The following is a 22,962-nucleotide window of genomic DNA, read 5'->3' as shown; positions in this document are numbered from 1 at the left end:
GGGGCCCTGAATGGCCGCCAGCTTATCGCAAGCAACTGAACAATGACGTTGTGGGTGCTCGGACTGAATCACCAGACCGCACCTGTGGACCTGCGCGAACGCGCAGCGTTCGCAGGTGACGCGTTGCCGCGCGCGCTCGAATCCCTGCGCGCGTTGCCGCAGGTGCGCGAGGCCGCGTTGCTGTCCACCTGCAACCGCACCGAGCTGTATGCGATGTCCGACGACCCGCACAGCCTGGTGAGCTGGCTGGAGACCCATGCGCCGGGCTTGAGCGGCTACCTGTATCAGCACCAGGAGGAAGCGGCGGTGCGCCACCTGTTCCGCGTTGCCACCGGGCTGGACTCGATGGTGCTGGGCGAGCCGCAGATCCTGGGCCAGGTGAAGGACGCCTGGGCAGTGGCGCGTGCACACGGCGCACTGGGCAGCGGGCTGGACCGCCTGTTCCAGCAGACCTTCTCGGTCGCCAAGCGGGCGCGCACCGATACCCGCGTCGGTGCCAATCCGGTGTCGGTGGCCTCCACCGCCGTGCGCCTGGCGCAGGAGTCGTTCGCCCGGCTCAACGAATCGACCGTGCTGCTGGTCGGCGCCGGCGAGACCATCGAACTGGCCGCCAGGCATCTGAGCGAAGGCCGCGTGCAGCGCCTGCTGATCGCCAATCGCACCCTCGCCCATGCGCAGACCCTGGCCAGCCAGCATGGCGGCTACGCCTTGCCGCTCACCGATCTGGAACGCCACCTGGCCGAAGCCGACGTGGTGTTTTCGGCCACTGCCGCGCGCGAGCCGCTGGTGACCCGGGTGCAGGTGGAACAGGCGCTGCGCGCGCGCAAACGCAAGCCGATGCTGCTGTTCGACCTGGCAGTCCCGCGCGATATCGAAGCCTCGGTGGCAGAACTGAGCGACGCCTACCTGTACACGGTGGACGACCTGGAGCGCGCGGTGGAAGACAACCGCCGCAGCCGCCGCGAGGCCGCCGACCAGGCCGAGGCCATCATCGACCTGCAGGTGGCGCGCTACGTCGAGACCGTGCAAGCCAATGCGCGCCAGGCCCCGCTGAAGCGCTTGCGCGCCTTCGGCGACAGCACCCGCGACGAACTGCTGGCCAAGGCGCGCCAGCAATTGCACAACGGCAAGCCGGCCGACGAGGTGCTGGAACAATTGGCGCATGCGCTGACCAACCGTCTGCTGCATCCACCCACCGCCGCGTTGCGCGACGCCGCGCTCAACAACGACCTGGAACTGACCAGCGCAGCCGACCGGCTGTTTCCGGAAAAGCCCGGTTACCTACATCCCCCTGTAGCTACCCCGATCGTGAGGACTGATGACGCCGACCCTGCGCCGTAAGCTCGAAGCGCTGGCCGAGCGCCGCGAAGAACTGCAGCACCTGTTGTCCGATCCGGACGTGGTGGGCAACAACGACAGGTTCCGCAGCCTGTCACGCGAGCTGTCGCAGCTGGAGCCGGTGGCAATCGCGCTGGAAGACGAAGCGCGCGCCAAGGCCGACCTGAGCGCGGCCGAGGCCATGCGCAACGATCCGGAAATGCGCGAACTGGCCGAAGAAGAAATCGCCGCCGCACAGGCGCGCCTGGAAGCACTGGACGCGCAACTGGCGCTGCTGCTGGTGCCGCGCGACCCGCGCGACGACGGCAACCTGTTCCTGGAAGTCCGCGCCGGCACCGGCGGCGACGAAGCGGCGATCTTCGCCGGCGACCTGTTTCGCATGTACGCCCGCTATGCCGAGCGTCAGGGCTGGAAGGTGGAGATCGAATCGGACAGCCCCGGCGAACACGGCGGCTACAAGGAAGTGGTGGCGCGCGTGGTCGGGCGCGGCGCGTATTCGCGGCTGAAGTTCGAGTCCGGCACCCATCGCGTGCAACGCGTCCCCGCGACCGAGTCGCAGGGCCGCATCCATACCTCGGCGGCGACGGTGGCGATCATTCCCGAGGCCGACGACGTGGAAGAGATCGTGATCAATCCGGCCGATCTTAAAGTGGACACCTTTCGCTCCTCCGGCGCCGGCGGCCAGCACGTCAACAAGACCGAATCGGCGATCCGCATCACCCACGTCCCAAGTGGCGTGGTGGTGGAATGCCAGACCGAGCGCAGCCAGCACGCCAACCGCGACAAGGCGATGAAACGACTCAAGGCGCAGCTGCTGGAAGCCGAACGCAGCAAGGCCGCCGCCGCCGAAGCGCAGACACGCAAATTGCAGGTGGGCAGCGGTGATCGCAGCCAGCGCATCCGCACCTACAGCTTTCCACAGGGACGCATCACCGACCACCGCGTGGAAGGGCTGACCCTGTACGACCTGCCCAACATCATCGAAGGCGATCTGGAAGCATTGATCGGCCGGCTGATCCACGAGCATCAGGCTGACGAACTGGCGCGGTTGAGCGACAGCCCGTGACTGCGCAGGTCCCGCGCGCGCTGCTGCAGCTGCGCGAGGCGGTGCGACGCCAGCCCGGCGATTTCGTCGCCTGGCTGATGCTGGCCGATGCCGAGCTGGGCATGGGCGCCACCGCGGCCGGTGAGCAGGCGGTGCAACGCGCGCTGGCACTGCAGCCAGGCCACCCGGAAGCGATCGCACGGCTGGGGCGGGTGCGCTGGGCGCAGGCGCGGCATGCCGAGGCCGCCAACCTGCTCCAGCAGGCGTCCGAGCTGGTGCCGCAACATCCGGGAATTGCATTGTGGCTTGGCCATGCGCTGGAAGACGCCGGCCAGCCGGAGCAAGCCGCAGCGGCCTACACGCGTGCGTATCAGCTGCTTCCTGACCAGCCCTATATCGCCGCGCAGTTGCTCAACTGGCGGCGGCGCCTATGCGATTGGCGCGAGGTGGAAGCGCTGTCCACGCAGGTGCGCGCAGCGGTGGCACAAGGCGCCGCGGCGGTGGAGCCGTTCGCGTTCCTGAGCGAAGACGCCAGCGCGGCCGAACAGCTGGCCTGCGCACGGACGCGCGCGCAGGCCATCGCGGCGATGTTGCAGCCGCTGCCGCCGGTGGCACTACGCCGCCAGGGCGCGTTGCGGATCGGTTTCGTCTCCAACGGCTTCGGGGCGCATCCCACCGGGTTGCTGACCGTGGCGCTGTTCGAAGCCTTGCAGCAGCGTCAGACGGGGCTGCAGGTGCATCTGTTCGCCACCAGCCACGACGACGGAAGCCAGATCCGTGCGCGTCTTGCGCGTGCCACCACGCTGCACGACGTGACCACGCTGGGCCACGTGGAGACAGCCCGGCACATCCGCGCGCAGGGGATCGATGTGGTGTTCGACCTGCGCGGCTGGGGCGGTGGCGGACGGCCGGAAGTATTCGCCCTGCGCCCGGCGCCGGTGCAGATCAACTGGCTGGCCTACCCCGGCACCTCCGGTGCGCCGTGGATGGACTACGTGCTGGGCGATGCGTTTGCGTTGCCGCCAGCACTGGCGCCGTTCTACAGCGAGCAGGTACTGCGCCTGCCGCGCGCGTTTCAACCCTCGGACACCTCGCGCACGGTGGCCGCCCCGCCCTCGCGTACGGACTGCGGATTGCCCGAGCATGGCGTGGTGCTGTGCTGCTTCAACAACAGCTACAAGCTCAACCCGCGCAGCATGGCGCGCATGCTGGCAGTGCTGGGTGCGGCACCCGGCAGCGTGCTGTGGCTGCTCTCCGGGCCAGGCCAGGCCGATGCGCGGTTGCGCGCGGCAGCGAAGGCGCAAGGCGTGGACCCGCAGCGCCTGGTGTTCATGCCGAAACTGCCGCACCCGCAGTATCTGGCACGCTACCGGCATGCAGATCTATTCCTGGACACGCACCCGTACAACGCCCATACCACCGCATCGGACGCGCTCTGGGCGGGTTGCCCGGTGCTGACCACCCCAGGCGAGACCTTTGCCGCGCGCGTGGCCGGCAGCCTCAATCATCACCTGGGGCTGGAGGAGATGAACGTGGCCGATGACGCGGCGTTCGTGGCCAAGGCGGTGGCGCTGGCGAACGATACCGATGCACTGGCCGCGCTGCGTGCGCGCCTGGCACTGCAGCGGCAGCAAAGTGGCGTCTTCGATATGGACGGGTTGGCCGATGCGCTGGCCGCCGTGCTGCACGCGCTTGCGCAGGAGCGCGGCTGGCTGGGTGTCTAGCGCGCCAGTGCCAGCACCCCATTGGCGCTGTACCCGGCCGTCCAGGCTCGCTAGGCTTGGCGCATGCCATCCACTCCCGACTTCATTCCCCTGCGCCTGTGCGTGCTGACCGTGTCCGACAGCCGCCGCCTGGCCGACGACCGTTCCGGCGACTATCTGGCCGATGCCCTCACCCAGGAAGGCCACGTGCTACACGAACGTGCGCTATGCCCGGACGACCGTTACCGCATGCGGGCGATCGTGTCGGCCTGGATCGCCGATACGCAGATCAACGGCATCCTGATCACCGGCGGCACCGGCTTCACCGGCCGTGACAGCACGCCCGAGGCGATCACCCCGCTGCTGGACAAGCTGATGCCCGGCTTCGGCGAACTGTTCCGCGCGGTCAGCGTGGATGAAATCGGCACTTCCTCGCTGCAATCGCGCGCGTTCGCAGGGTTGGCCAATCACAGCTTCATCTTCTGCCTGCCCGGCTCCACCTCGGCCTGCCGCACCGCCTGGGAAAAGATCGTGCGCGCGCAGCTGGATGCCCGCACCAAGCCCTGCAATCTGGCGACACTGCGTCCACGCCTGGGGGCATAGCCTGCGCGCTCTGCACTCTTGCCGGAACGCGCATGTCGCACCTCAAACGCAAGGCCTACAAACAACTGCTGGCACCGCTGCAACTGGAACTGGTCGGCATGGCGCGCTGGCTGCGCCACACCAATCAGCGTGCGCTGGTGTTGGTGGAAGGCCGCGACACCGCCGGCAAGGGCGGCGTGATCCAGACCATCGCCAGCCACCTCAATCCACGCCAATGCCGGGTGGTGGCGCTGCCCAAACCCAGCGACCGCGAAAGCACGCAGTGGTACTTCCAGCGCTATGTGACGCATCTGCCGGCTGCTGGCGAATTGGTGTTGATGGATCGCAGCTGGTACAACCGCGCCGGCGTGGAACGGGTGATGGGCTATTGCACCGATGCGCAGTACGAAACGTTCCTGCAGCAGGCGCCGTGCTTCGAACAACTGCTGGTCGATGACGGCATCCTGCTATTCAAGTACTGGCTGTGCGTGGACCAGGCCGAGCAGGAAGAACGCTTTGCCGAGCGGCACGAAGACCCGCTCAAGGGCTGGAAACTGTCGCCGGTGGACCTGCAGTCGCGCGATAAATACGACGCCTACACCGAGGCGCGCGAGCGCATGCTGGAAGCAACCCACACCCCGGCGGCGCCGTGGACGCTGGTGGACTTCAACGACCAGAAACGCGGCCGGCTGAGCCTGATCCGCAACCTGCTGGACCGGCTCCCGGACACCGCGGTGCCCGAGGAACCGCTACCGCTGCCGCCCTTGCACGGCAAGCCGCACAAGGAACGCTACGGCATGCTGGAACCGATCGACGATTACGCCGGCCAGTCCTGAGAGACCTCGTCGCTGGCCGCAGTGGCGCGCGGCAGCGGATGCAGCCCGGCCTGACGTTCGGCCTGCTCGGCCTGCAGCACCAGCTGGCTCAGGCGCTGATTGAACAACTGCATGAAGCCGCGATGCAGCGGACGCATCGCTTCCATGTAGTCCACATCGTCGGCCTGCGCGCCGAGCGGGCTGCACGAAGCCAGCAACATTTCGTCCAGGCGCAGCGCGCTGTCGGGCAGGCGCACCAGCGCGGCGCGGCGCAGCCAGTCACGCAGGCCGCTGCGGTATTCGGCCGCCAGGATGTAGGCCACCTCCACCTGGTCCAGATCCACGTCCGGGTTCCAGGCCAGTACCTGGATCACCTGGGAACGCTCGTCCAGCATGCGGCTTTCGGTCACCAGCGCATGCAATTGCTGCAGCAGACGCCACTGCGCGTGCGCGCTTTCGCACTGTGCGAGGGGCATGGCATCGATGGCCAGCGCCAGGCGGCGCGCGAACAGGGCCGGCACTTCGGCCAGCACGGCCGGGCCGGCGTCGGCGCCGAGCAGGAAACGTTCGGTGCGCAGCGCGGCGGTGTCGGGCAGATAGCCGTCCTGCAACGGGCGCATCACGCCGTGATCGAGCAGCGACAGCACGATGTCCAGCCAGTAGCGACGCTCCTGGTGCAGCGCGCGGTTGGCGCTGGCGTTCTGCCAGGCGCTGCGCACTTCATCCAGCCGCGCAATGCAGGCCTGGGCATCCAGGTTGTCCCATGGGGCGCGGGTGGCGTCATTGGGGTCGAAGCTTTCCGCACTGAGCATGCCGCCGCCGAAACGGTGCCAGGCCGCGCCGCGCTGGCTGGCGGCCGGATCGAGCCTGGAGGAACTCACCGGGGTCACAGCCGCCGGACGCAGCAGTGCCGCATAGGCATCAGCCCAGGACTCGGGCAGGCGCGCCGAGAGCGGATAGCTGGCGCTGGGCGCACCCAGGCCACGCCGCGCAAGCCGCAGACTCCACATCACCGCACCAATCACGATGCCGGCAAAAGTCCAGGCCAGCAGCCAACCCGCAGCCGTCTGACCGGGCTGCAACACCCGCGTCTGCGGCTGCTGGAACAACAGCCAGCCGCTGCCCACCAACGCGCCGAGATAGAGCCACGGCCCGCCCTGTGCCAACGCGCGCGTGCGGCCATGGGTAGGCAGGTGGTGCCCGTGAGTGTGATCCTGAGATGGAGCGGCCATTACATTCCCCTGAACGCCTGATCGCGTTGACAGGGTTATCGGCGAGGCGATCCAACTCTGTTGCCCGCGTGCGCTGGCGTGCGCTCAGCCAGTCACGAAGTCTTCAGTGGAAGGAATCGGGCAGGGTGTGCGCACCACCGTCACCACGCTGGCCGTCGGTGGACCTTGCCACAGCCAGCGTTCCAACGTGTCCAGCGCCGCCGGGTTGCCGGCGGCGATCACCTCCACGCTGCCGTCGGCCCGGTTGCGTGCATGTCCACGCAGGCCGAGCGCCAGCGCCTGTTCGCGGGTGGAGGCGCGATACCACACGCCCTGCACCACGCCGCTGACCACGAAACGCGCGGACTGCATCAACCGGTCTTGCCGGTGATGCCCACCGCCGTTTCGATATCGCGCGCCGTGACCGGGCCCAGGAACTGCTTGGCCACCTTGCCGTCCGGTCCGATCAGGTAGGTCATCGGCAGGCCGCGTGGCGTGGCGAAATCCTGAGGCGGCTGGTACGGGTCGAGGATGGCCACCGGGTAGGACACCGGATGGTCTTTCAGGAACGCCTGCATGTCGGCGGTGGTGATGTCTTCGTAGGCCAGGCCCACCACTTCGACGGTGTCGCGCATGGTGTGCAGGGCCGACAGCTCCGGCATCTCTTTCAGGCAGGGCGCGCACCAGGTCGCCCAGAAGTTCACCACCACCCACTTGCCGCGATGCGCGGCCAGGTCGTAGGTCTCGCCCGAGACGGTGGGCAGCGACAGCCTGGGCATCACGGCGGTCTGCTGCACCACCGAGGTGTTGGCCGCAGCGGCAGGCGCCGTGGGGGCCGCTGTCCCGGCTGGCGGGGCAGTGGTCGCCGGGTTGGCCGCAGGCGTGCCCTCGCCGGTGGGCTTGCAGGCGGTCAGCAACAACAGCGGCAACAGCAGCGCGCAGGCGCCGCGCACAAGGCGCACGGTCATGGAGGATCTCCGGGGAGGTGGGTGTAGAGGTCGCCAACCGGTTGCGCGAGTACGCTGCGCAGCGGTTGGCGCAGGTGTTCCAGCGCGGCGGCGGCGGCCTGGCCGTAGGCATCGTCGCGACAGGGCAGCGGGCGGTCTTCGATGGGGACGCGCAACTGGCAGCTTTCGTAGAGTTCGGCCAGCGGCACCGCGTCCAGGTCGCGTGCCAGCAGCCACTGGCCGCGCTCGTCGCAGCGCAGCAGGCGGATGCGTTTGAGCTCGCACAGCAGCTGCTGCATCAAGCTGTCGGTAAGCATCGGCTCCAGCGCCAGGATGCGGTCTTCGTCCAGGCCGTTGCCATGCAGGCGTGCCTGGCGAAACCGCCCGAGCAGGCGCAGCAGGCCGTAGATCTCGAAGCCCGGCGGCAGGCGCATGGCCTCGGGCTGGTAGCGGAAGGCGGACATCGACGAGGCCAGCGATGCACCCAGCAACACCGACACCCAGCTCAGGTAAATCCACAACAGCAGGATCGGCAGCGCCGACAGCGCGCCGTAGATACGCTGGTAGGTCTGGAAATTGCCCAGGTAGAAGCCGAAGCCCCACTTCACGATCTCCATCAGGATCACCGCCAGCAACGCGCCCGGCAGCGCATGCCGCAGCCGCACCGCATGCTGCGGCACCACCCGGTAGATCAGCACGATGCAGACGAACTCCACCGCCATTGGCGCCAGCCGCCAGGCAAATTCGGCCAGCCATTGGCCTTCGGTGGTGCGGAACAGCGGCAGCGCGAACACGTAGGCGGCCATCGCCATCGCCGCGGCGGCCAGCATCGTGCCCAGCGTCAGCACCGTCCAATAGATCAGGAACCGGGTCACCTTCGGCCGCGCGGCGGCCACCCGCCAGATGCTGTTGAAGGTCTGCTCGATGCTGTGCAGGGTAATCAGCAGCGAGGCCACCAACGCCACCATGCCGGCCACGGTGAACTTGCCCAGGTCTTCCAGCGAACGGTTGAGATAGTTCTGCACCGAACGCGCTGCACCGGGCACGAAATTGTTGAAGATGAAGTCGGTCAGTGCGTCCTTCCACTCGTTGAACGCGGGGAAGGCAGACAGCACGCCGAACACCACGATCGCCAGCGGCACCAGCGCAAACACCGTGGTATAGGCCAGCGACGCGGCGGCCTGGAACAGACGGTCATCCAGGAAGCGGCGCCACAGGAAGCGCCCGAAACTCATCGTCCGCGCGCGGTCGTGCAAACGTTCTTTCCAGTGGTGGAGTTTGTTCACGCGCGCCATCGCGCAAGGGTACCCGATGCGCCGTCATCGCGGCCTTGTCGCAGCGGCAGCGTGCAGTGGGGCAGCGGCTTGGCCGATACTGCGGCAACTCAGACAGGCGGCAGGAACACGATGGCGGAGATTCTGGTGCTGTATTACAGCCGTGGCGGTTCGGTGGCGCGGCTGGCGCGGCAGATCGCGCGCGGCATCGGCGAAGTGCCCGGCATGCGCGCGCGCTTGCGCACCGTGCCGCCAGTGGCCGCAGTGACCCAGACCAGCGCCCCGCCGGTGCCGGACGAAGGCGCACCCTACGTGGACCGCGCCGACCTGGCCGACTGCAGCGGCCTGTTGCTGGGCAGCCCGACCCGCTTCGGCAACATGGCCGCGCCGATGAAGCACTTCCTCGACAGCCTGGGCGCCGAATGGGCCAATGGCACGTTGGCGGGCAAGCCGGCAGCGGTGTTCACCTCCACCGCCTCGCTGCATGGCGGGCAGGAATCCACCCTGTTGTCGATGCATCTGCCGCTGCTGCACCACGGCTGCCTGATCGTGGGCATCCCGTTCACCGAAGCCGCGCTCAGCCATACCACCAGCGGCGGCACGCCGTACGGCGCCAGCCATGTGTCAGGCGCCGGCGGCGACCCGCAACCCAGCGAGGATGAAGCCCTGCTGGCGCGCGCGCTGGGCCGCCGGGTGGCCGATATCGCGCAGCGGCTGGCCGCCGCATGAGCCTGCGCGCGGTGCACTGGTTGCTGACGGCCGCCCTGCTGGCGCTGGCGGTGCTGTTCGTGATCTGGTTTCACGACGATGCGCGGCGCACCGCATCGCTGCTGGTCTTCGCGCTGCCGCCGGCATGGATGGGCGTGCTGGCGGTGCGCAGCGCGCGTGCGCGGTTCTGGGCGGGCGTGTTCGCGCTGGGCTGGTTCAGCCATGGCGTGATGGCTGCCTGGAGCCAGCCCGAGGCACGCGGCCTGGCCTGGCTGGAATTGCTGCTGGCGCTGCTGGTGATCGGGCTGGTCAGTGGGCCTGGCGTAGCCGCGCGCATGGGTGGCAAGCGCAAGGCGCGCTGAGCCGCGCACCGTACGGGCGGCCGCCTTTGCCCGCGACCGGTGCCCGCCAGCACACCGCCAACCGCCGCGCATAAGCGCAAGTCGGGGATCTCCCTGCCCTGCTTGCCGCAGGGTGCGCTGGCAGCATCTCGGACGGGCGGTATCATGACGGCCCTCGCGCGGCCTGCACCGCGTCGGCCCTACAGGATTGGCAGCATGCAAGACCTTCTGATCGTCACCACCGGCGGCACGATCGACAAGATCTACTTCGACGACAAATCGGACTACCAGATCGGCGACCCGCAGATCGGCCAGATCCTCAAGGAACTGGGCGTGACCTTTCGCTTCACGGTGATTCCGATCATCCGCAAGGATTCGCTGCACATCACCGACGCCGACCGCGAATTGATCCGCGCCACCATCGCCGCCCAGCCCACCCGCCACGTACTGATTACCCACGGTACCGATTCGATGGTGGCCACCGGCAAGGTGCTGCAGTCGATTCCCGACAAGACCATCGTGATGACCGGCGCGCTCAACCCGGCACGCTTCCGCGGCTCGGATGCGGAATTCAACATCGGCTGCGCGGTGGGTGCGGTGCAATCCTTGCCCGCCGGCGTCTATATCGCCATGAACGGGCGCGTCTGGAACCCGGACCAGGTGCGCAAGAACGTCGCCGCCAACCGCTTCGAGTCGATCTGACGCCGTGAGCAAGGCCACCCGCGCCACCCGCGCCCTGGACGCGGCGGGCGTAGCGTACGTGCTGCATCCGTACCACTATCAGGCCGATGCCGATGCCAAGGGCCTGCAGGCGGCCACGACGCTCGGCCTGGCACCGCAGACGGTGTTGAAGACTTTGATGACCTGGGTCGACGACCAGGCGGTGTGCGTGGTGATTCCCTGCGACCGGCGCCTGTCGCTGAAAAAACTCGCCAGCGCGCAAGGTGGCAAGTCTGCCCGCATGATGGACGTGGCCGATGCCGAGCGCCGTACCGGCTACAAGGTGGGCGGCATCAGCCCGCTTGGCCAGCAGCGGCAGGCGCCGGTGCTGGTGGAAGCCACCGCGCTGGATGCGCCCGCGCTATGGATCAACGCGGGCCAGCGCGGCTTGCTGCTGGAATTGCCGGCTGCCCGGTTATTGCAGGCGCTGGAAGCGCGGGGCTGCGTGCTCTGCGAATGCGCTTGATCGACAACTCCCGTCCACGCAGGCAGTGGCGCTGTGCCTGCGTGCATTTGCAACATTCAGTACGCCGCAGTGACAGCAACTCCCGAGAACGCCAGCGTCGCCTTCAGCCGCACATAGTAGGTCCCTGCTGCCGGCATGTTCAGCGTGCAGCTGTCGGCATTGCCGGGCAGCGTGCTGCGACAGCTGTACGCACTGTCGCTGGGCAACGCGCCTGCGCGCAGCGACAGATCGGCATTGCCGCTGCCGCCGCCCAGCGTCACTTTCAGCGCGCGCGTGCCGGCCGGTACGTTGACCTGGTAATACACCACGTCCGACTGCGCCGCGCTCACCCCCGTGCGCGCCACATTGCGGGCCAGCGTAGTCGATTCGATCACCGCTGCCAGTGCTGCGTCGGCGTTCACCAGCCCTGCGCCGCAGCCCTGGGTGCAGGCCACCGGTAATGGACGTGCGCTGCTCTTGAGCAAGGCCTTGACCGTTGCCGGCGTGAGCGGGTTCAAGGCCACCGACTGCATCAACGCCACCACCCCGGCCACATGCGGTGCGGCCATCGAGGTTCCGCTGTACGTCGCATACGCCGCATTGCCCGGTACCGTGGTGCCGCTGTTGAGCGTGGAAACGATGGCCTGGCCCGGCGCCGCGATATCCACGCCCTTGCCGAAGTTGGAAAAACTGGCCTTTGCACCGGCCGAGGTGGTGGCCGCCACCGCGATCACGTTCGGGCAGTTGGCCGGCACGCTGGTGGAGACATCCATGTTGCTGTTGCCCGCGGCCACCACCACCGAACTGCCACGCGTCACCGCAGCGGCAATGGCGTTACTCATCGTCGCCGAGCAACTGCCGTAGCCGCCCAGCGACAGATTGATCACCGTGGCAGGATTCGGATTGGCAGGCAGCCCGGTCACCTTGCCGCCCGCTGCCCAGACGATGGCATCGGCGATATCGGACAGGTAGCCGCCACACCGGCCCAGCACCCGCAGCGGCAGCAGCCTGGCGTTGAACGCGGTACCGACCACGCCGGCGCTGTTGTTGCCGACGGCGGCGACGATGCCGGCCACATGGGTGCCGTGCCAGCTGGAGCTGGACGCGGACGCACCGGACCCGCATTCGTTCGCGGCTGTCCAGTCGCCCTGGTCGGCGGCGTTCGCATCGCGCGCATTGCCGTCGCGGGCAATGCCCGGATCGGTGATGAAGTCGTAGCCAGGCAGGATGTTCGCGGCCAGGTCAGGATGTGCGGTGATGCCGGTATCGATCACCGCCACCACGATGCCCTTGCCGGTGGAACGGTCCCAGGCCGGGCGGATGTTGAGGCCGGCGTTGCTGGTGCCCATCGCCCATTGCTGCGGAAGGCCGGGGTCGTTGGGCACCAGCAACGGGCGCATCAGGACATCCACTTCCACCCGTTTGACCGCCGGGTCGGCAGCAAGCCGCCGCATCAGGCTTTCGGCATCCACCCGATCAAGCGTGCGGTCGGCCACCAACAGCATCGGCCCGGTACTCAGGCGGCGCGTGGCCGACAGACCCAGTGCGCGCCCCTGCCGTGCAGGTACGGCACGGGCAATCTCGCTCCACGGCGCAGACAGCCCGGTGTCACGGCTGCTGCCGACGCGATTGGTATAGCTGACGATGAAGCGCTGGTGCGTGGTATTGGACCCCAGCCCTTGCAGACTGACCTCGCCCGCAGCGGCGTGAAACGTACAAGACAGTGCACAGAAGACGACGGCGCGGCGCAGCACGCCAACCGATGGATGCGACATGGATCAATCCCTCCCCAAGGACCTGGAATCCGCAAGGCAAGGCGCCCTGCCCGATCGTGTGGCGGCTGGATACGGCCACGCCTCACATGCGATGGCTATCGGCGTGTGGCACCCGGCGCTGAAGCGCGCCCAGGCAATCCACCGACGTTTTGTTCAGCCATCACCAAGACCGGCAGCCTGTTGCCCAACAATCACCGATACCCGAAACGCACACTGCCCCGCCGAAGCGGGGCAGTGTGGACTTCAAGACACCGACAGACCGGTCGGGACCGGCCCGACGACGATGCCGGCAACCGTGCCGGCATCGCGCCGTCCGTGTGGCGTTACGGGGTCTGGCTGACCGCGCCGGCCGCGTTGACGATGCCGGCACCGCAGCCGCCCGAGCAGGCGCCCGGCAGCGGACGGGCGGTGTTCTTCAGCAGGGTCTCCACCGCCGCCGGAGTCAGCGGACGGCTGGCCGCCGACTGCACCAGCGCCACCACGCCGGCCACATGAGGCGCCGCCATCGAGGTGCCGTTGTAGCTGGCGTAGCTGGCCGAGCCTGGGGTGGTGGTGCCAGTGTTCAAGGTCGACAGGATGGCCGAACCCGGAGCGGCGATATCGATGCCCGCGCCGAAGTTGGAGAAGTTCGAACGCGCGCCGCTGGAGGTGATCGATGCTACCGCGATCACGTTGGCGCAGTTGGCCGGGTTGGCGGTGGACACGTTGGCATTGCTATTGCCGGCAGCCACCACCACCGTGGTGCCACGCGACACGGCTGAATTGATGGCGCTCTGGGTGGTGCTGGAACAGGCGCCGCTGCCGCCCAGCGACATATTGATGACCTCGGCCGGGTTGGCATTGGCGGGCACGCCGGAAACCGAACCACCAGACGCCCACACGATCGCATCGGCGATATCGGAGGTGGAGCCACCACACCGGCCCAGCACACGGATCGGCAGGATCCGCGCATTGAACGCGGTACCGGCAACACCGGTGCTGTTGTTGGTCAGCGCGGCAACCGTGCCGGCGACATGAGTGCCGTGCCAGCTCGAGTTGGAGGCCGGTGAGCCGGAGAAGCACTCATTGGCCACGGTCCAGTCGCCCTGGTCGGCCGGGTTGTTGTCGCGGCCATTGTTGTCACGGGCACGCGTGGCATCACTGATGAAGTCATAGCCCGGCAGGACGTTGGAGTTGAGGTCCGGGTGGCTGGCGATGCCGGTGTCGATGACGGCAACGACCACACCGGTGCCGGTGGCGGTGTCCCAGGCCGGGCGCACGTTGATGCCCGCCGCGGTGGTGCCAAAGCCCCATTGCTCGGACAGGCGCGGGTCGTTCGGGGTCAGCGTGGGGTACAGGATCTGGTCGACTTCGACGTAGTCGACACTCGGGTCGGCGGCGATGCGGCGCATCAGCGTCTCGGCCTCGGCACGGTCCAGCCCACGGGTGGTCTTGAGCACTTCCGAACCCAGCGCGGTACGGCGCACATGGTTCAGGCCCTGCGCGCGACCGGCCCGTGCAGGAACTGCGCTGGCCACCGAGGTCAACGACGCACGCATCGAAGCAGGACTCACCGCCGGGCTGCTGCCGTCCTTGTACTTGACGATGAAGCGATCCAGCGTGGGCTGCGAATCAAGCCCCGACAGATTGACCTGGCCGGCGAACGCCGGCACGGCCAGCAGGGACGTCAGCGCGGAAACACCCAGCACGACCAGGCCGCGCGCAAATGCGCGACGTTGCGACACATTGGACATTGAAACGTTCCTCTCTCTAGCAAGTGGTGCCGCAGCTGCGGCAAGTAGCCGATCCCGTGCCGCAGCGGCGGATCGGGCCGGAAAAACGGGTTGGGCGGCGACGCCCCTTCGACCACTGGCCAATGGCATCCGGCCAGCGGGCAATGCCCTGCCTGCACCTGTCGAGGTGACAGGCGTGGGCAGCACATCGCGAAGTCATCAGTGACGGCGCGCTGCACCTGCCGGCCAGGCCGGTGGGCAGCGCCCGTGTGCGGCGGCGAGCCTTAGTAGCTGGCCCTGAGGGTTACACCGGAGAACGTGCTGAAGGCCTTGACGCGCACGAAATAGGTTCCCGAGGGTGCACTGATGTTGCAGGTTTCAGTATTGCCGTCGAGAAACGGCCGGCAGGCGTAGGCGGTGTCGGTCGGCGCACTGCCGGCACGGACATACAGATCCGCATCGCCGCTACCGCCACTGATGGCTACCGTCAGCGTGCCGCTGCCGGCGGGCACGGTGATGGTGTAGTTCAGCTCTGCGCCCGTCGCTGCGGTCAGCCCCGTGACCGGGGTGCCATTGCTGAGGGTGTTGCCACCACCACCGCCACCACCATTCTCGCCGTCGCGCGCCGCTGTCACCGCGGCATCGGCATTGACGATGCCAGCACCGCAACCGCCCGAACACGCACCCGGCAGTGCCCGCGCCGTGTTCTTCAGCAGGGTTTCCACCGCCGCGGGCGTCAATGGCGCCGGAGCGACCGACTGCACCAGAGCAACCACGCCGGCCACATGCGGCGCCGCCATCGAGGTGCCATCTTAGGACGCATAGCTGGCGTTGCCTGGCGTGGTGGTGCCGCTATTGAGCGTGGACAGGATCCCCGAGCCTGGTGCGGACACATCGATCCCGGCACCGAAGTTGGAATAACTGGCCCGGGCGCCGGCCGTGGTGGTGGCCGCCACCGCGATCACGTTGTTGCAATTGGCCGGCAACGCGGTGGAGACATTGGCCGAACTGTTACCGGCTGCCACTACCACGGTGGTACCACGCGAAACCGCGCCATTGCCAGCACGCGCACCGGTACCACCTTGGCATTGAAGGCAGTACCCGCTACGCCGGTGGTGTTGTTGGTCACTGCCGCCACCGTGCCGGCGACATGGGTGCCGTGCCAGCTGGAATTGGAAATGGCACAGCCCGACGTCGAGTTCCAGTCGCCTTCGTCGGCAGCGTTGCTGTCACGCCCGTCACCGTCGCGCGCGGTGCTGGCATCGGTGATGAAGTCATAGCCCGGCAGCATGTTCGCGTTCAGGTCCGGATGGTTGGTAATGCCGGTATCGATCACCGCCACCACCACATTGGCACCGGAGGACTTGTCCCAGGCCGAGCGGATGTTGAGGCCGGCATTGGTGGTGCCAAATGCCCACTGCTCGGACAGGCGGGCGTCGTTGGGGGTCAGCGTGGCGTGCAGCAGCTGGTCCACTTCCACGGCCTGCACGCTCGGATCTGCGGCCAGCTGGCGCATCAGCGCCTCGGCTTCGACACGATCCAGCGCGCGATCGGTCTTGACCAGCTCCGGTCCCAGCGCCAGGCGGCGGACCGGGTTCAGGCCCAGCGCCTTGCCGGCCCTGGCCGGCATCGCCCGCGCGGCGGCACGCAGCGAGGTGCCCAGGGCGGTGGGGTTGGCCAGCGCGGTGGCGCCGTCCTTGTAGGTCACGATGAATTTCTGGTGGGTCGGGGCACTGGCCAGGCCATCCAGGTAGACCTCGCCGGCAAAGGCCGGGGTGGCCAGCACCAGGGAGGTCAGCGCGGTGGCGCTGGCGATGGTGAGCACGCGACGGCGCGTGTGCAGAGCTGCGTTCGACATCGAATTCCCTTCCAGATCAAAAAGATAGCCGCCGTGGCGGTGTAATCGGCAACATCTGTACTGTTTGGTGCCGAGCCCCGGATCGCCCCTTTTGTTATCGATCCGTTCAGCGAACCTAACCCACTTGAAACGAACCGAACAATACATAATTGGCATTTCCAGAAACTAATTTGCCAACCTGTGACACACGGCAGTCATGTTCAGCCCGCTTCGCCCATTCAGGCGACTTGGTTAGGCTGTCTTTGCTGCATAGCGATCGAATTGAGCACAAAAAAGCCCCCGCGCTGACACGCGGAGGCCTGTTTTGTGCCGTCGAGCGCTGGTTTAGGACAAACGTACCAACCAGCCGTGGCGGTCCGGGAGGCGCCCGTACTGGATGTCGGTCAGCTCCTGGCGTAACGACATGGTGACTTCGCCCGCCGGCGCGGCGAGATTGCCGACCGCAAATCCCTCGCCCTTGAGCTCGCCGATCGGGGTGACCACCGCCGCCGTGCCACAGGCGAACACCTCGGCGATCTCGCCGGAGGCCACGCCCTGCTTCCACTCGTCGATGGCGACCTTGCGCTCGACCACGCGCATACCACGGTCGCGGGCCAGCTGCAGGATGCTGTCGCGGGTGATGCCTTCCAGGATGCTGCCGGACAATTCCGGCGTCACCAGCGTGCCGTCCTTGTAGACCAGGAACACGTTCATGCCGCCCAGCTCTTCGATGTACTTGCCTTCCACCGGGTCCAGGAACAGCACCTGCGAGCAGCCCTGGGCCTGGGCCTTTTGCTGCGGCAGCAGGGAAGCGGCGTAGTTGCCACCACACTTGGCCGCGCCGGTGCCGCCCTTGGCAGCACGCGCGTACTCGGTGGACAACCAGATCGACACCGGCGCCACGCCCTTGGCGAAATACGGGCCGGCCGGGCTGGCGATCACGTAGTACGAGGCCTTGTGCGCGGCGCGCACGCCCAGGAAGGCCTCATCGGCAATCATGAAGGGGCGGAAATACAGGCTGGTTTCCGGTGCCGACGGCACCCAGCCGCCATCCACGGCCACCAGCTGGCGCAGCGATTCGACAAACAGGTCCACCGGCAGTTCCGGCAGCGCCAGACGCCGCGCGGAGCGCTGCAGGCGCGCGCCATTGGCGTCAGGGCGGAAGGTCCAGATCGACCCATCGGCATGCCGGTAGGCCTTGATGCCTTCGAAGATCTCCTGGCCGTAATGCAGCACCGAGGCAGCCGGATCCAGCTGCAGCGGGCCGTAGGCGCGCACCTGCGCGTCATGCCAGCCCTGCTCGCTGCTCCAGGAGATGGCGACCATGTGGTCGGTGAAATGCAGCCCGAAGCCGGGCGCGGCGAGGATCACGGACAGTTCGTCGGCCGTGCGCGGCGACGGGGAACGGGTGGAAGCGAAGGACACGGACACCGGAAGATTCCTGTATGGCGGGCGAAAGGACGCAGCGCCACATCGGTGGACATGGCGCCTGGCGATCAGAGCATGCCGGTCTCGAGACGGGCCGCTTCGGACATCATATGCCGGCCCCATGGCGGGTCGAACACCAGCTCGACATCGGCCTCGGCAATGGTCGGAATCATTTCCAGCTTGCTGCGCACGTCGTCGACCAGAATCTCGCCCATGCCGCAGCCGGGCGCGGTGAGCGTCATCTTGACGTCCACCCGCCGCTGGCGATCTTCCTCGCGATGGCCCAGCACCGCTTCGTACACCAGGCCCAGATCGACGATGTTGAACGGAATCTCCGGATCGAAGCAGGTGCGCAGCTGCTGCCACACCAGCGCTTCGACCTCCTCGTCACTGGCGTTGTCGGGCAGCTCCAGCCCCGGCGGGGCTTGCTTGCCGATCGCATCGCCGTCCTTTCCGGCAATGCGGAACAGGTTGCCTTCGACAAACACGGTATAGCTGCCACCCAGCGCCTGGGTGATGTAGCCGTAACTGCCGGCGGGCAGGGTCACCGAATCGCCCTGCGGCACCATGACGGCATCGCAATCGCGTTCGAACTGGACGGGTTCGCTGCTACGGGAATACATGGGCTGGATATGGGGCCGCGCCAGACGCGCGCAAGTCGGCCATTCTAGCCGAGCGCGGCGACGCCGGCCCTGGCGATCGCAGCAAGCGGCAGCGACGCTGCATTCCATCCGGGCATGCAGGGCAGCGCAACGTGTGCGATGCGCTCTATCATGTCGGCACTGCCAGGAGCTCCAATGCCGCCCACTTCCGCGTCCGCCAGAACCGCCCACTGGCTCTGGCCCCCGCTCCTGCTGCTGGGATGCGCCACCGCGCTCATCGCCTGGCTGCTCATCGCCCTGACGCTCGGCAACCAGGCCGGCTGGATGGCGGTACTGGTCGCGCTGGAGGCGGCCTGGATGCTGCGCCTGGGCACCTTGCGTCGCGGCCCGTTGCGGATCGGCATGGCGGTGGTGGCAACCGCGCTGGTCATCGTCGGGGCCAACTGGGGCATCGCCTCGGCCCAGTTCGGCGGGCCACTGGGCCTGGACCCTTGGAACTCGGCGCAGAAAATGGGGCCCCACCTGGCCTGGACCCTGCTGCAACTGGCCACCAACGGCTTCGACCTGCTGTGCTACGCCACCGCGCTGGTGCTGGCAGGGTGGGCCGCGCGCTGACTCCGGTGCGGCCGTTGCAGTCGCCAACCCAGGAGTTGCTTGACGCTGATGTGTCACCCGTGCCGTTTCGCGTGACGTGGCTCCTCAAACGCCATCGTTGCTGGTTTGCGACCACTCAGCGATATCTGGGAAAGCGCTGCGTGCTTGCTGTGGGGCCCTTGCCCGCCCCCCATCGCAGGACACGTCGCAAGTACGTCCCTGTAGATTAAGGCTCTTATGCGGCATCCATGCCGCATAAGGTCCCCCGACGGTGAGCGGGCAAGGACCAAGTCACGTTGGTCGGTGTGCAGCGTTTCAACCGAGCGACCGTCCACGTGCGGTGTCTTCGCTCTTCAATAAACCCACCAGCCAACTCTCCGGTGCGGTCTCCTCGCCGCTTGCGGGACCGTTGGCGGCAGGGATGCCGCCATCGAGCCTGCATGGATGGATTCACGGCGTGTCCCGCAGGCGGTGAGGGCACCGCGCACTCGACGCGCAGGACGTGTGATCCGGGCATCTGAGCGCACCTGGCAACACCACGGCGCACACCCGACCGACCGTTGGCTTGTCACCTGCGCAGTCGAGCGCGACCGCAATACACCAAACGCTCAATGCCCGCCGCCATCCAGGGCCTTCAATTCGCTGACCAGGGCACTGGCGGCCTCTGCGCCGTCGCCATAGAGCATGCGGGTATTGTCAGCGTAGAACAGCGCGTTCTCGATGCCGGCAAATCCGGTGCCCTTGCCGCGCTTGATGACCACCGTGTTGCGTGAATCGACCACGTCCAGGATCGGCATGCCGTAGATCGGGCTGGCCGGGTCGGTCTTGGCCACCGGGTTGACCACGTCGTTGGCGCCGATCACCAGCGACACATCGGTGCTGGCGAATTCCGGATTGATGTCGTCCATGTCGGCGATCAGGTCGTAGGGCACGCCGGCTTCGGCAAGCAGAACGTTCATATGCCCGGGCATGCGCCCGGCCACCGGATGGATCGCGAACGTCACCTTGACCCCACGCGCGATCAGGCGCTGCGCCAGCTCCCAGATCTTGTGCTGCGCCTGCGCCACCGCCATGCCGTAGCCGGGCACGATCACCACCCGCTCGGCGAAGGCCATCATCGCGGCCACGTCGCCGGCCTCGATGGGTTTTTGCACGCCGCCGATGTCCTGCGCCTGCCCGCCCCCGCCGAAGTTGGAAAACAGCACGCCGCTGATCGGCCGGTTCATCGCCTTGGCCATCAGCCGCGTCAGCAGGATGCCGGCCGCGCCCACCATCATGCCGGCGATGATGAGCGCTTCGTTGCCCAGCACATAACCTTCGAAGGCCACCGCCAACCCGGTGAAGGCGTTGTACAGCGAGATCACCACCGGCATGTCGGCGCCACCGATCGGCAGCGTCATCAGCACGCCCAGCGCCAGCGCCACCACGAAGAAGCCGATGATCGCCGCCGGCTGCAGGCTGCTCGCTGCCCAGATGCCGAGCACCACCCCCGCCAGTGCCACCACCAGGTTGAAAACCTGCTGGCCGGGGAAGGTCACCCGCCGGTCGAGCCTTCCGTCGAGCTTGGCCCAGGCGATGATCGAACCGGACAAGGACACCGCACCGATGGCCGAGCCGATCACCGCCAGCACCACGGTGGTGGTGTCCGGCCGCCGTGCGGCCAGTTCGGCGATAGCCTGCGCGCTCCAGTGCGCGGTGTCTCGGTTGGCAAGGAACGAGAACCGCAGCAGTTCCACCGCCCCGATCGCCGCCGCCGAGCCGCCACCCATGCCGTTGTACAGGGCCACCATCTGCGGCATGTCGGTGATGGCCACCTTCCTGGCCGACCACCACGCCACCCCGGTACCGATCGCCAGCGCCGCCAGGATCAGCGGCACGTTGTGCAATTCGGGCAGGAAGAACGTGGCGACCGTGGCGATCAGCATGCCCAGCCCGGCCCAGCGGATGCCGCTGCGCGCGGTCAGTGGCGAGGCCATGCGTTGCAGGCCCAGCAGGAACAAGGTGGCGGCCACCAGGTAGCTGGATTTGACCAGCCACGACAACAACTCGGGAGTGGACACGTTCACGGCGCCTCCCCGCCCGGCGGCTTGCGACGGCTGGGCTTGAACATGTCCAGCATGCGCTCGGTCACCACGTAGCCGCCGGCGGCATTGCCCGCGCCCAGCGCCACGGCCACGAAGCCCAGCGCCTTCTCCAGCGTGGTATCGGCATGTCCCAGCACCACCATCGCCCCGATCAGCACGATGCCATGGATGAAGTTGGACCCGGACATCAGCGGCGTATGCAGGATCACCGGCACCCGCGAGATGATGACGTGGCCAGCGATGGCCGCCAGCATGAAGATGTACAGCGCTACGAAACCGTCACTCATGGTCGATCGCTCCACTGGCCGGTGCGGCCCTGCCGATCATACCCATCCAGCGGGCGTGTCAACCGAACCGTCACTCAGCCGTTGACGTCGTATCGTCCTCGCGGAAGCTACGCTGTGCTGGTGGGAACCCCTTTCGATCCGCAGCCTGCGGCCCCGGCCGCCGCCCCCGTGTCGCTGGATGCCTTCCTGGCCGGCATCGGCCCGCGTGCGTTCCGCTTTGCCGAGGCCGGCCTGCGTCATCGCGAAGACGCGCTGGATGCCGTGCAGGACGCCATGGTGAAGCTGCTCGGTTACCGCGAGCGCCCGGCCGAAGAATGGACGCCGCTGTTCTGGAGCATCCTGCGCAGCCGCATCATCGACCTGCAGCGCCGGCGCAGCTTTCGTTTGAAGTTCTGGGCGCCAGCCGAGCGCAGCGATGACGAAGGTCACATCGACTGGGCCGACCCCGGCGTCGGCCCGGCCGGGCAACAGCAACACCAGCAGGCTTATCAGCGGCTGGTCCACGCGCTGCGCGGCCTGCCGGCACGCCAGCGCGAAGCCTTCACCCTGCGCGTGCTGGAGGATCTGGACGTGGCCACCACCGCCAAGGCGATGGGCTGCTCCGAAGGCTCGGTCAAGACGCACCTGTCGCGCGCCCGCGATGCGCTGCAAAAACAGTTTGAGGATTTCCTGTGAACCGCTCCCACGATCCGGCCCAGTTCGATGCGCAGCTGCGCCAGCTGCACGCCAACGCCCTCGACAGCCTGCCGCCGCAGACACTGGCGCGCCTGCGCCAGGCCCGCCAGGCGCCCGCCGCGCGCTTGCGCCGCGGCCATTGGCTGCTGGCCACCGCCTGCTCGGCGTTGCTGGCGGTCGGGATCGGCCTGCAACTGCGGCCCGGCGACCACACCACGCCGCAGCCGCCGCCCACCCAGGCGCTCGCCGACACTACCGCGAGCACCGAAACCGACGACCTTCTCACCCAGGACCCGGACCTGTACGTCTGGCTCGGGTCCAACACCGCCCTGGCCATGGAATGAGCACGATGACCCGCATCACCCGCCTGCTGTTGACCCTGTTGCTCTGCGCCGGGCCATGTGCGCCGTTGCTGGCACAGGACCAGCCACCGGGTCCGAAGCCGCTGGATGGTCCCGGACCGCACGGCCCCGGCGCGCGCAACCAGACCTCGATGCCCGATTGGGACCAGCTCAGCCCGCCACAGCGTCAGGTGCTGATCGACGCCTTGCGCGAACGCTGGAACGACGTGCCCGAAGAGCGCCCGCGGATGTATCGCCACGCCCGCCGCTGGCTGGACATGACGCCCGAGCAGCGCAAGCAGGCCAAGGCCGGCATGGACCGCTTCCGCAACATGAGCCCGGAGCAACGCCGCGAAGCCAGGACCTTGTTCGACCGCATGCGCACGCTCACTCCCCAACAGCGCAATGCACTACAGCAACGCTGGCAGACGATGAGCCCGGCCGAACGCAGCACCTGGCTGCGCGCGCATCCGCCCACGGAGGATTGACCCGCCCTCC

23 protein-coding genes and 1 pseudogene are annotated in these 22,962 nt (G+C 67.6%); 13 read left to right on the top strand and 11 right to left on the bottom strand.

From position 1 onward, the window contains the following. Positions 1-42: 42 nt before the first annotated feature. The 5 genes from hemA (at position 43) to ppk2 (ending at position 5,504) form a co-directional block, all read left to right on the top strand. On the top strand, positions 43-1,341 hold the full coding sequence (gene hemA, locus ACCQ13_RS03635) for a glutamyl-tRNA reductase (protein ID WP_159406660.1): 1,299 nt from the start codon (positions 43-45) through the stop codon (positions 1,339-1,341). Next, positions 1,319-2,404, top strand: coding sequence for a peptide chain release factor 1 (gene prfA / locus ACCQ13_RS03630; protein WP_104602623.1), 1,086 nt, complete (start codon positions 1,319-1,321; stop codon positions 2,402-2,404). The genes hemA and prfA overlap by 23 nt, the downstream gene beginning before the upstream one ends. Further along, positions 2,401-4,107, top strand: a complete 1,707-nt coding sequence (locus tag ACCQ13_RS03625) for an O-linked N-acetylglucosamine transferase, SPINDLY family protein (protein ID WP_104602624.1) — start codon at positions 2,401-2,403, stop codon at positions 4,105-4,107. The genes prfA and ACCQ13_RS03625 overlap by 4 nt, the downstream gene beginning before the upstream one ends. Positions 4,108-4,170: 63 nt before the next feature. Continuing rightward, positions 4,171-4,689 carry a molybdenum cofactor biosynthesis protein B gene (moaB, locus tag ACCQ13_RS03620; protein ID WP_104602625.1) on the top strand — a complete coding sequence of 173 codons (519 nt, stop codon included), beginning with the start codon at positions 4,171-4,173 and terminating at the stop codon, positions 4,687-4,689. Between the two features lie 32 nt (positions 4,690-4,721). Continuing rightward, entirely contained in the window at positions 4,722-5,504 is a 783-nt protein-coding gene (ppk2, locus tag ACCQ13_RS03615) for a polyphosphate kinase 2 (RefSeq protein WP_159406659.1), read from the top strand. Here the strand turns inward: ppk2 and ACCQ13_RS03610 are convergent. The 4 genes from ACCQ13_RS03610 to ACCQ13_RS03595 form a co-directional block, all read right to left on the bottom strand. Next, positions 5,486-6,715: a hypothetical protein gene (locus tag ACCQ13_RS03610; RefSeq protein ID WP_104602627.1), complete on the bottom strand. Its 1,230-nt coding sequence runs from the start codon at positions 6,713-6,715 to the stop codon at positions 5,486-5,488. The genes ppk2 and ACCQ13_RS03610 overlap by 19 nt on opposite strands. A gap of 84 nt (positions 6,716-6,799) precedes the next feature. Next, positions 6,800-7,066, bottom strand: a complete 267-nt coding sequence (locus ACCQ13_RS03605) for an acylphosphatase (protein WP_104602628.1) — start codon at positions 7,064-7,066, stop codon at positions 6,800-6,802. After that, the gene (locus ACCQ13_RS03600; RefSeq protein ID WP_159406658.1) at positions 7,066-7,662 is read right to left on the bottom strand and encodes a TlpA family protein disulfide reductase; all 597 of its coding nucleotides are present in this window, start codon (positions 7,660-7,662) and stop codon (positions 7,066-7,068) included. The genes ACCQ13_RS03605 and ACCQ13_RS03600 overlap by 1 nt, the downstream gene beginning before the upstream one ends. Continuing rightward, entirely contained in the window at positions 7,659-8,936 is a 1,278-nt protein-coding gene (locus tag ACCQ13_RS03595) for a YihY family inner membrane protein (RefSeq protein ID WP_159406657.1), read from the bottom strand. The genes ACCQ13_RS03600 and ACCQ13_RS03595 overlap by 4 nt, the downstream gene beginning before the upstream one ends. 51 nt (positions 8,937-8,987) lie before the next feature. Here ACCQ13_RS03595 and wrbA point away from each other — a divergent pair, with 51 nt between their 5' ends. The 4 genes from wrbA (at position 8,988) to ybaK (ending at position 11,150) form a co-directional block, all read left to right on the top strand. Beyond that, the gene (wrbA, locus tag ACCQ13_RS03590) at positions 8,988-9,644 is read left to right on the top strand and encodes an NAD(P)H:quinone oxidoreductase (RefSeq protein WP_208800461.1); all 657 of its coding nucleotides are present in this window, start codon (positions 8,988-8,990) and stop codon (positions 9,642-9,644) included. Beyond that, complete coding sequence (locus ACCQ13_RS03585) at positions 9,641-9,985, top strand: DUF2069 domain-containing protein (RefSeq protein WP_104602632.1); 345 nt, start codon at positions 9,641-9,643, stop codon at positions 9,983-9,985. The genes wrbA and ACCQ13_RS03585 overlap by 4 nt, the downstream gene beginning before the upstream one ends. Positions 9,986-10,180: 195 nt before the next feature. Continuing rightward, positions 10,181-10,666 (top strand): asparaginase domain-containing protein, encoded by a 486-nt coding sequence (locus ACCQ13_RS03580; protein ID WP_104602633.1) that lies wholly within the window; start codon positions 10,181-10,183, stop codon positions 10,664-10,666. A gap of 4 nt (positions 10,667-10,670) precedes the next feature. After that, positions 10,671-11,150: a Cys-tRNA(Pro) deacylase gene (ybaK, locus tag ACCQ13_RS03575; RefSeq protein ID WP_104602634.1), complete on the top strand. Its 480-nt coding sequence runs from the start codon at positions 10,671-10,673 to the stop codon at positions 11,148-11,150. A gap of 56 nt (positions 11,151-11,206) precedes the next feature. On the opposite strand, the gene ACCQ13_RS03570 is transcribed toward ybaK, so the two are convergent. The 5 genes and pseudogenes from ACCQ13_RS03570 to sufT form a co-directional block, all read right to left on the bottom strand. Next, complete coding sequence (locus tag ACCQ13_RS03570; protein WP_159406656.1) at positions 11,207-12,904, bottom strand: S8 family peptidase; 1,698 nt, start codon at positions 12,902-12,904, stop codon at positions 11,207-11,209. A gap of 323 nt (positions 12,905-13,227) precedes the next feature. Next, complete coding sequence (locus ACCQ13_RS03565; RefSeq protein ID WP_159406655.1) at positions 13,228-14,637, bottom strand: S8 family peptidase; 1,410 nt, start codon at positions 14,635-14,637, stop codon at positions 13,228-13,230. Between the two features lie 263 nt (positions 14,638-14,900). Continuing rightward, positions 14,901-16,474, bottom strand: a pseudogene (locus ACCQ13_RS03560) (S8 family serine peptidase). Positions 16,475-16,798: 324 nt separating this feature from the next. After that, positions 16,799-17,884: a branched-chain amino acid aminotransferase gene (locus ACCQ13_RS03555; protein ID WP_104602636.1), complete on the bottom strand. Its 1,086-nt coding sequence runs from the start codon at positions 17,882-17,884 to the stop codon at positions 16,799-16,801. 65 nt (positions 17,885-17,949) lie between these two features. Further along, on the bottom strand, positions 17,950-18,504 hold the full coding sequence (gene sufT, locus ACCQ13_RS03550; RefSeq protein WP_104602637.1) for a putative Fe-S cluster assembly protein SufT: 555 nt from the start codon (positions 18,502-18,504) through the stop codon (positions 17,950-17,952). 174 nt (positions 18,505-18,678) lie between these two features. Here sufT and ACCQ13_RS03545 point away from each other — a divergent pair, with 174 nt between their 5' ends. Continuing rightward, positions 18,679-19,098, top strand: a complete 420-nt coding sequence (locus ACCQ13_RS03545; protein WP_159406654.1) for a hypothetical protein — start codon at positions 18,679-18,681, stop codon at positions 19,096-19,098. Positions 19,099-19,685: 587 nt separating this feature from the next. Here the strand turns inward: ACCQ13_RS03545 and ACCQ13_RS03540 are convergent. Beyond that, positions 19,686-21,143 carry an NAD(P)(+) transhydrogenase (Re/Si-specific) subunit beta gene (locus ACCQ13_RS03540; RefSeq protein WP_159406653.1) on the bottom strand — a complete coding sequence of 486 codons (1,458 nt, stop codon included), beginning with the start codon at positions 21,141-21,143 and terminating at the stop codon, positions 19,686-19,688. Further along, positions 21,140-21,448 (bottom strand): NAD(P) transhydrogenase subunit alpha part 2, encoded by a 309-nt coding sequence (locus tag ACCQ13_RS03535; RefSeq protein ID WP_159406652.1) that lies wholly within the window; start codon positions 21,446-21,448, stop codon positions 21,140-21,142. Before ACCQ13_RS03535 ends, ACCQ13_RS03540 begins: the two co-directional genes overlap by 4 nt. 114 nt (positions 21,449-21,562) lie before the next feature. Between ACCQ13_RS03535 and ACCQ13_RS03530 the strand changes: the two genes are divergently transcribed. The 3 genes from ACCQ13_RS03530 to ACCQ13_RS03520 are packed head-to-tail and all read left to right on the top strand — an operon-like array spanning position 21,563 to position 22,952. Then, entirely contained in the window at positions 21,563-22,123 is a 561-nt protein-coding gene (locus ACCQ13_RS03530) for an RNA polymerase sigma factor (RefSeq protein WP_104602641.1), read from the top strand. Next, entirely contained in the window at positions 22,120-22,467 is a 348-nt protein-coding gene (locus ACCQ13_RS03525; protein ID WP_104602642.1) for a hypothetical protein, read from the top strand. The genes ACCQ13_RS03530 and ACCQ13_RS03525 overlap by 4 nt, the downstream gene beginning before the upstream one ends. Positions 22,468-22,472: 5 nt before the next feature. Continuing rightward, complete coding sequence (locus ACCQ13_RS03520; protein ID WP_104602720.1) at positions 22,473-22,952, top strand: DUF3106 domain-containing protein; 480 nt, start codon at positions 22,473-22,475, stop codon at positions 22,950-22,952. The last annotated feature ends 10 nt before the right edge of the window (positions 22,953-22,962 follow it).

Source organism: Xanthomonas sp. NCPPB 1638, from assembly GCF_041475635.2.
In the GTDB taxonomy this organism is placed as follows: domain Bacteria; phylum Pseudomonadota; class Gammaproteobacteria; order Xanthomonadales; family Xanthomonadaceae; genus Xanthomonas; species Xanthomonas cucurbitae.
This window is presented reverse-complemented; position numbering and strand designations above follow the sequence as displayed.

What these genes read in the sequence shown, in the direction of transcription:
- hemA (WP_159406660.1), top strand. Translation starts at nt 43, where the DNA reads ATGACGTTGTGGGTGCTCGGACTGAATCACCAGACCGCACCTGTGGAC.
- prfA (WP_104602623.1), top strand. Translation starts at nt 1,319, where the DNA reads ATGACGCCGACCCTGCGCCGTAAGCTCGAAGCGCTGGCCGAGCGCCGC.
- moaB (WP_104602625.1), top strand. Translation starts at nt 4,171, where the DNA reads ATGCCATCCACTCCCGACTTCATTCCCCTGCGCCTGTGCGTGCTGACC.
- ppk2 (WP_159406659.1), top strand. Translation starts at nt 4,722, where the DNA reads ATGTCGCACCTCAAACGCAAGGCCTACAAACAACTGCTGGCACCGCTG.
- ACCQ13_RS03610 (WP_104602627.1), bottom strand. Translation starts at nt 6,715, where the DNA reads ATGGCCGCTCCATCTCAGGATCACACTCACGGGCACCACCTGCCTACC.
- ACCQ13_RS03605 (WP_104602628.1), bottom strand. Translation starts at nt 7,066, where the DNA reads ATGCAGTCCGCGCGTTTCGTGGTCAGCGGCGTGGTGCAGGGCGTGTGG.
- ACCQ13_RS03600 (WP_159406658.1), bottom strand. Translation starts at nt 7,662, where the DNA reads ATGACCGTGCGCCTTGTGCGCGGCGCCTGCGCGCTGCTGTTGCCGCTG.
- ACCQ13_RS03595 (WP_159406657.1), bottom strand. Translation starts at nt 8,936, where the DNA reads ATGGCGCGCGTGAACAAACTCCACCACTGGAAAGAACGTTTGCACGAC.
- ACCQ13_RS03585 (WP_104602632.1), top strand. Translation starts at nt 9,641, where the DNA reads ATGAGCCTGCGCGCGGTGCACTGGTTGCTGACGGCCGCCCTGCTGGCG.
- ACCQ13_RS03580 (WP_104602633.1), top strand. Translation starts at nt 10,181, where the DNA reads ATGCAAGACCTTCTGATCGTCACCACCGGCGGCACGATCGACAAGATC.
- ACCQ13_RS03570 (WP_159406656.1), bottom strand. Translation starts at nt 12,904, where the DNA reads ATGTCGCATCCATCGGTTGGCGTGCTGCGCCGCGCCGTCGTCTTCTGT.
- ACCQ13_RS03565 (WP_159406655.1), bottom strand. Translation starts at nt 14,637, where the DNA reads ATGTCCAATGTGTCGCAACGTCGCGCATTTGCGCGCGGCCTGGTCGTG.
- sufT (WP_104602637.1), bottom strand. Translation starts at nt 18,504, where the DNA reads ATGTATTCCCGTAGCAGCGAACCCGTCCAGTTCGAACGCGATTGCGAT.
- ACCQ13_RS03545 (WP_159406654.1), top strand. Translation starts at nt 18,679, where the DNA reads ATGCCGCCCACTTCCGCGTCCGCCAGAACCGCCCACTGGCTCTGGCCC.
- ACCQ13_RS03535 (WP_159406652.1), bottom strand. Translation starts at nt 21,448, where the DNA reads ATGAGTGACGGTTTCGTAGCGCTGTACATCTTCATGCTGGCGGCCATC.
- ACCQ13_RS03520 (WP_104602720.1), top strand. Translation starts at nt 22,473, where the DNA reads ATGACCCGCATCACCCGCCTGCTGTTGACCCTGTTGCTCTGCGCCGGG.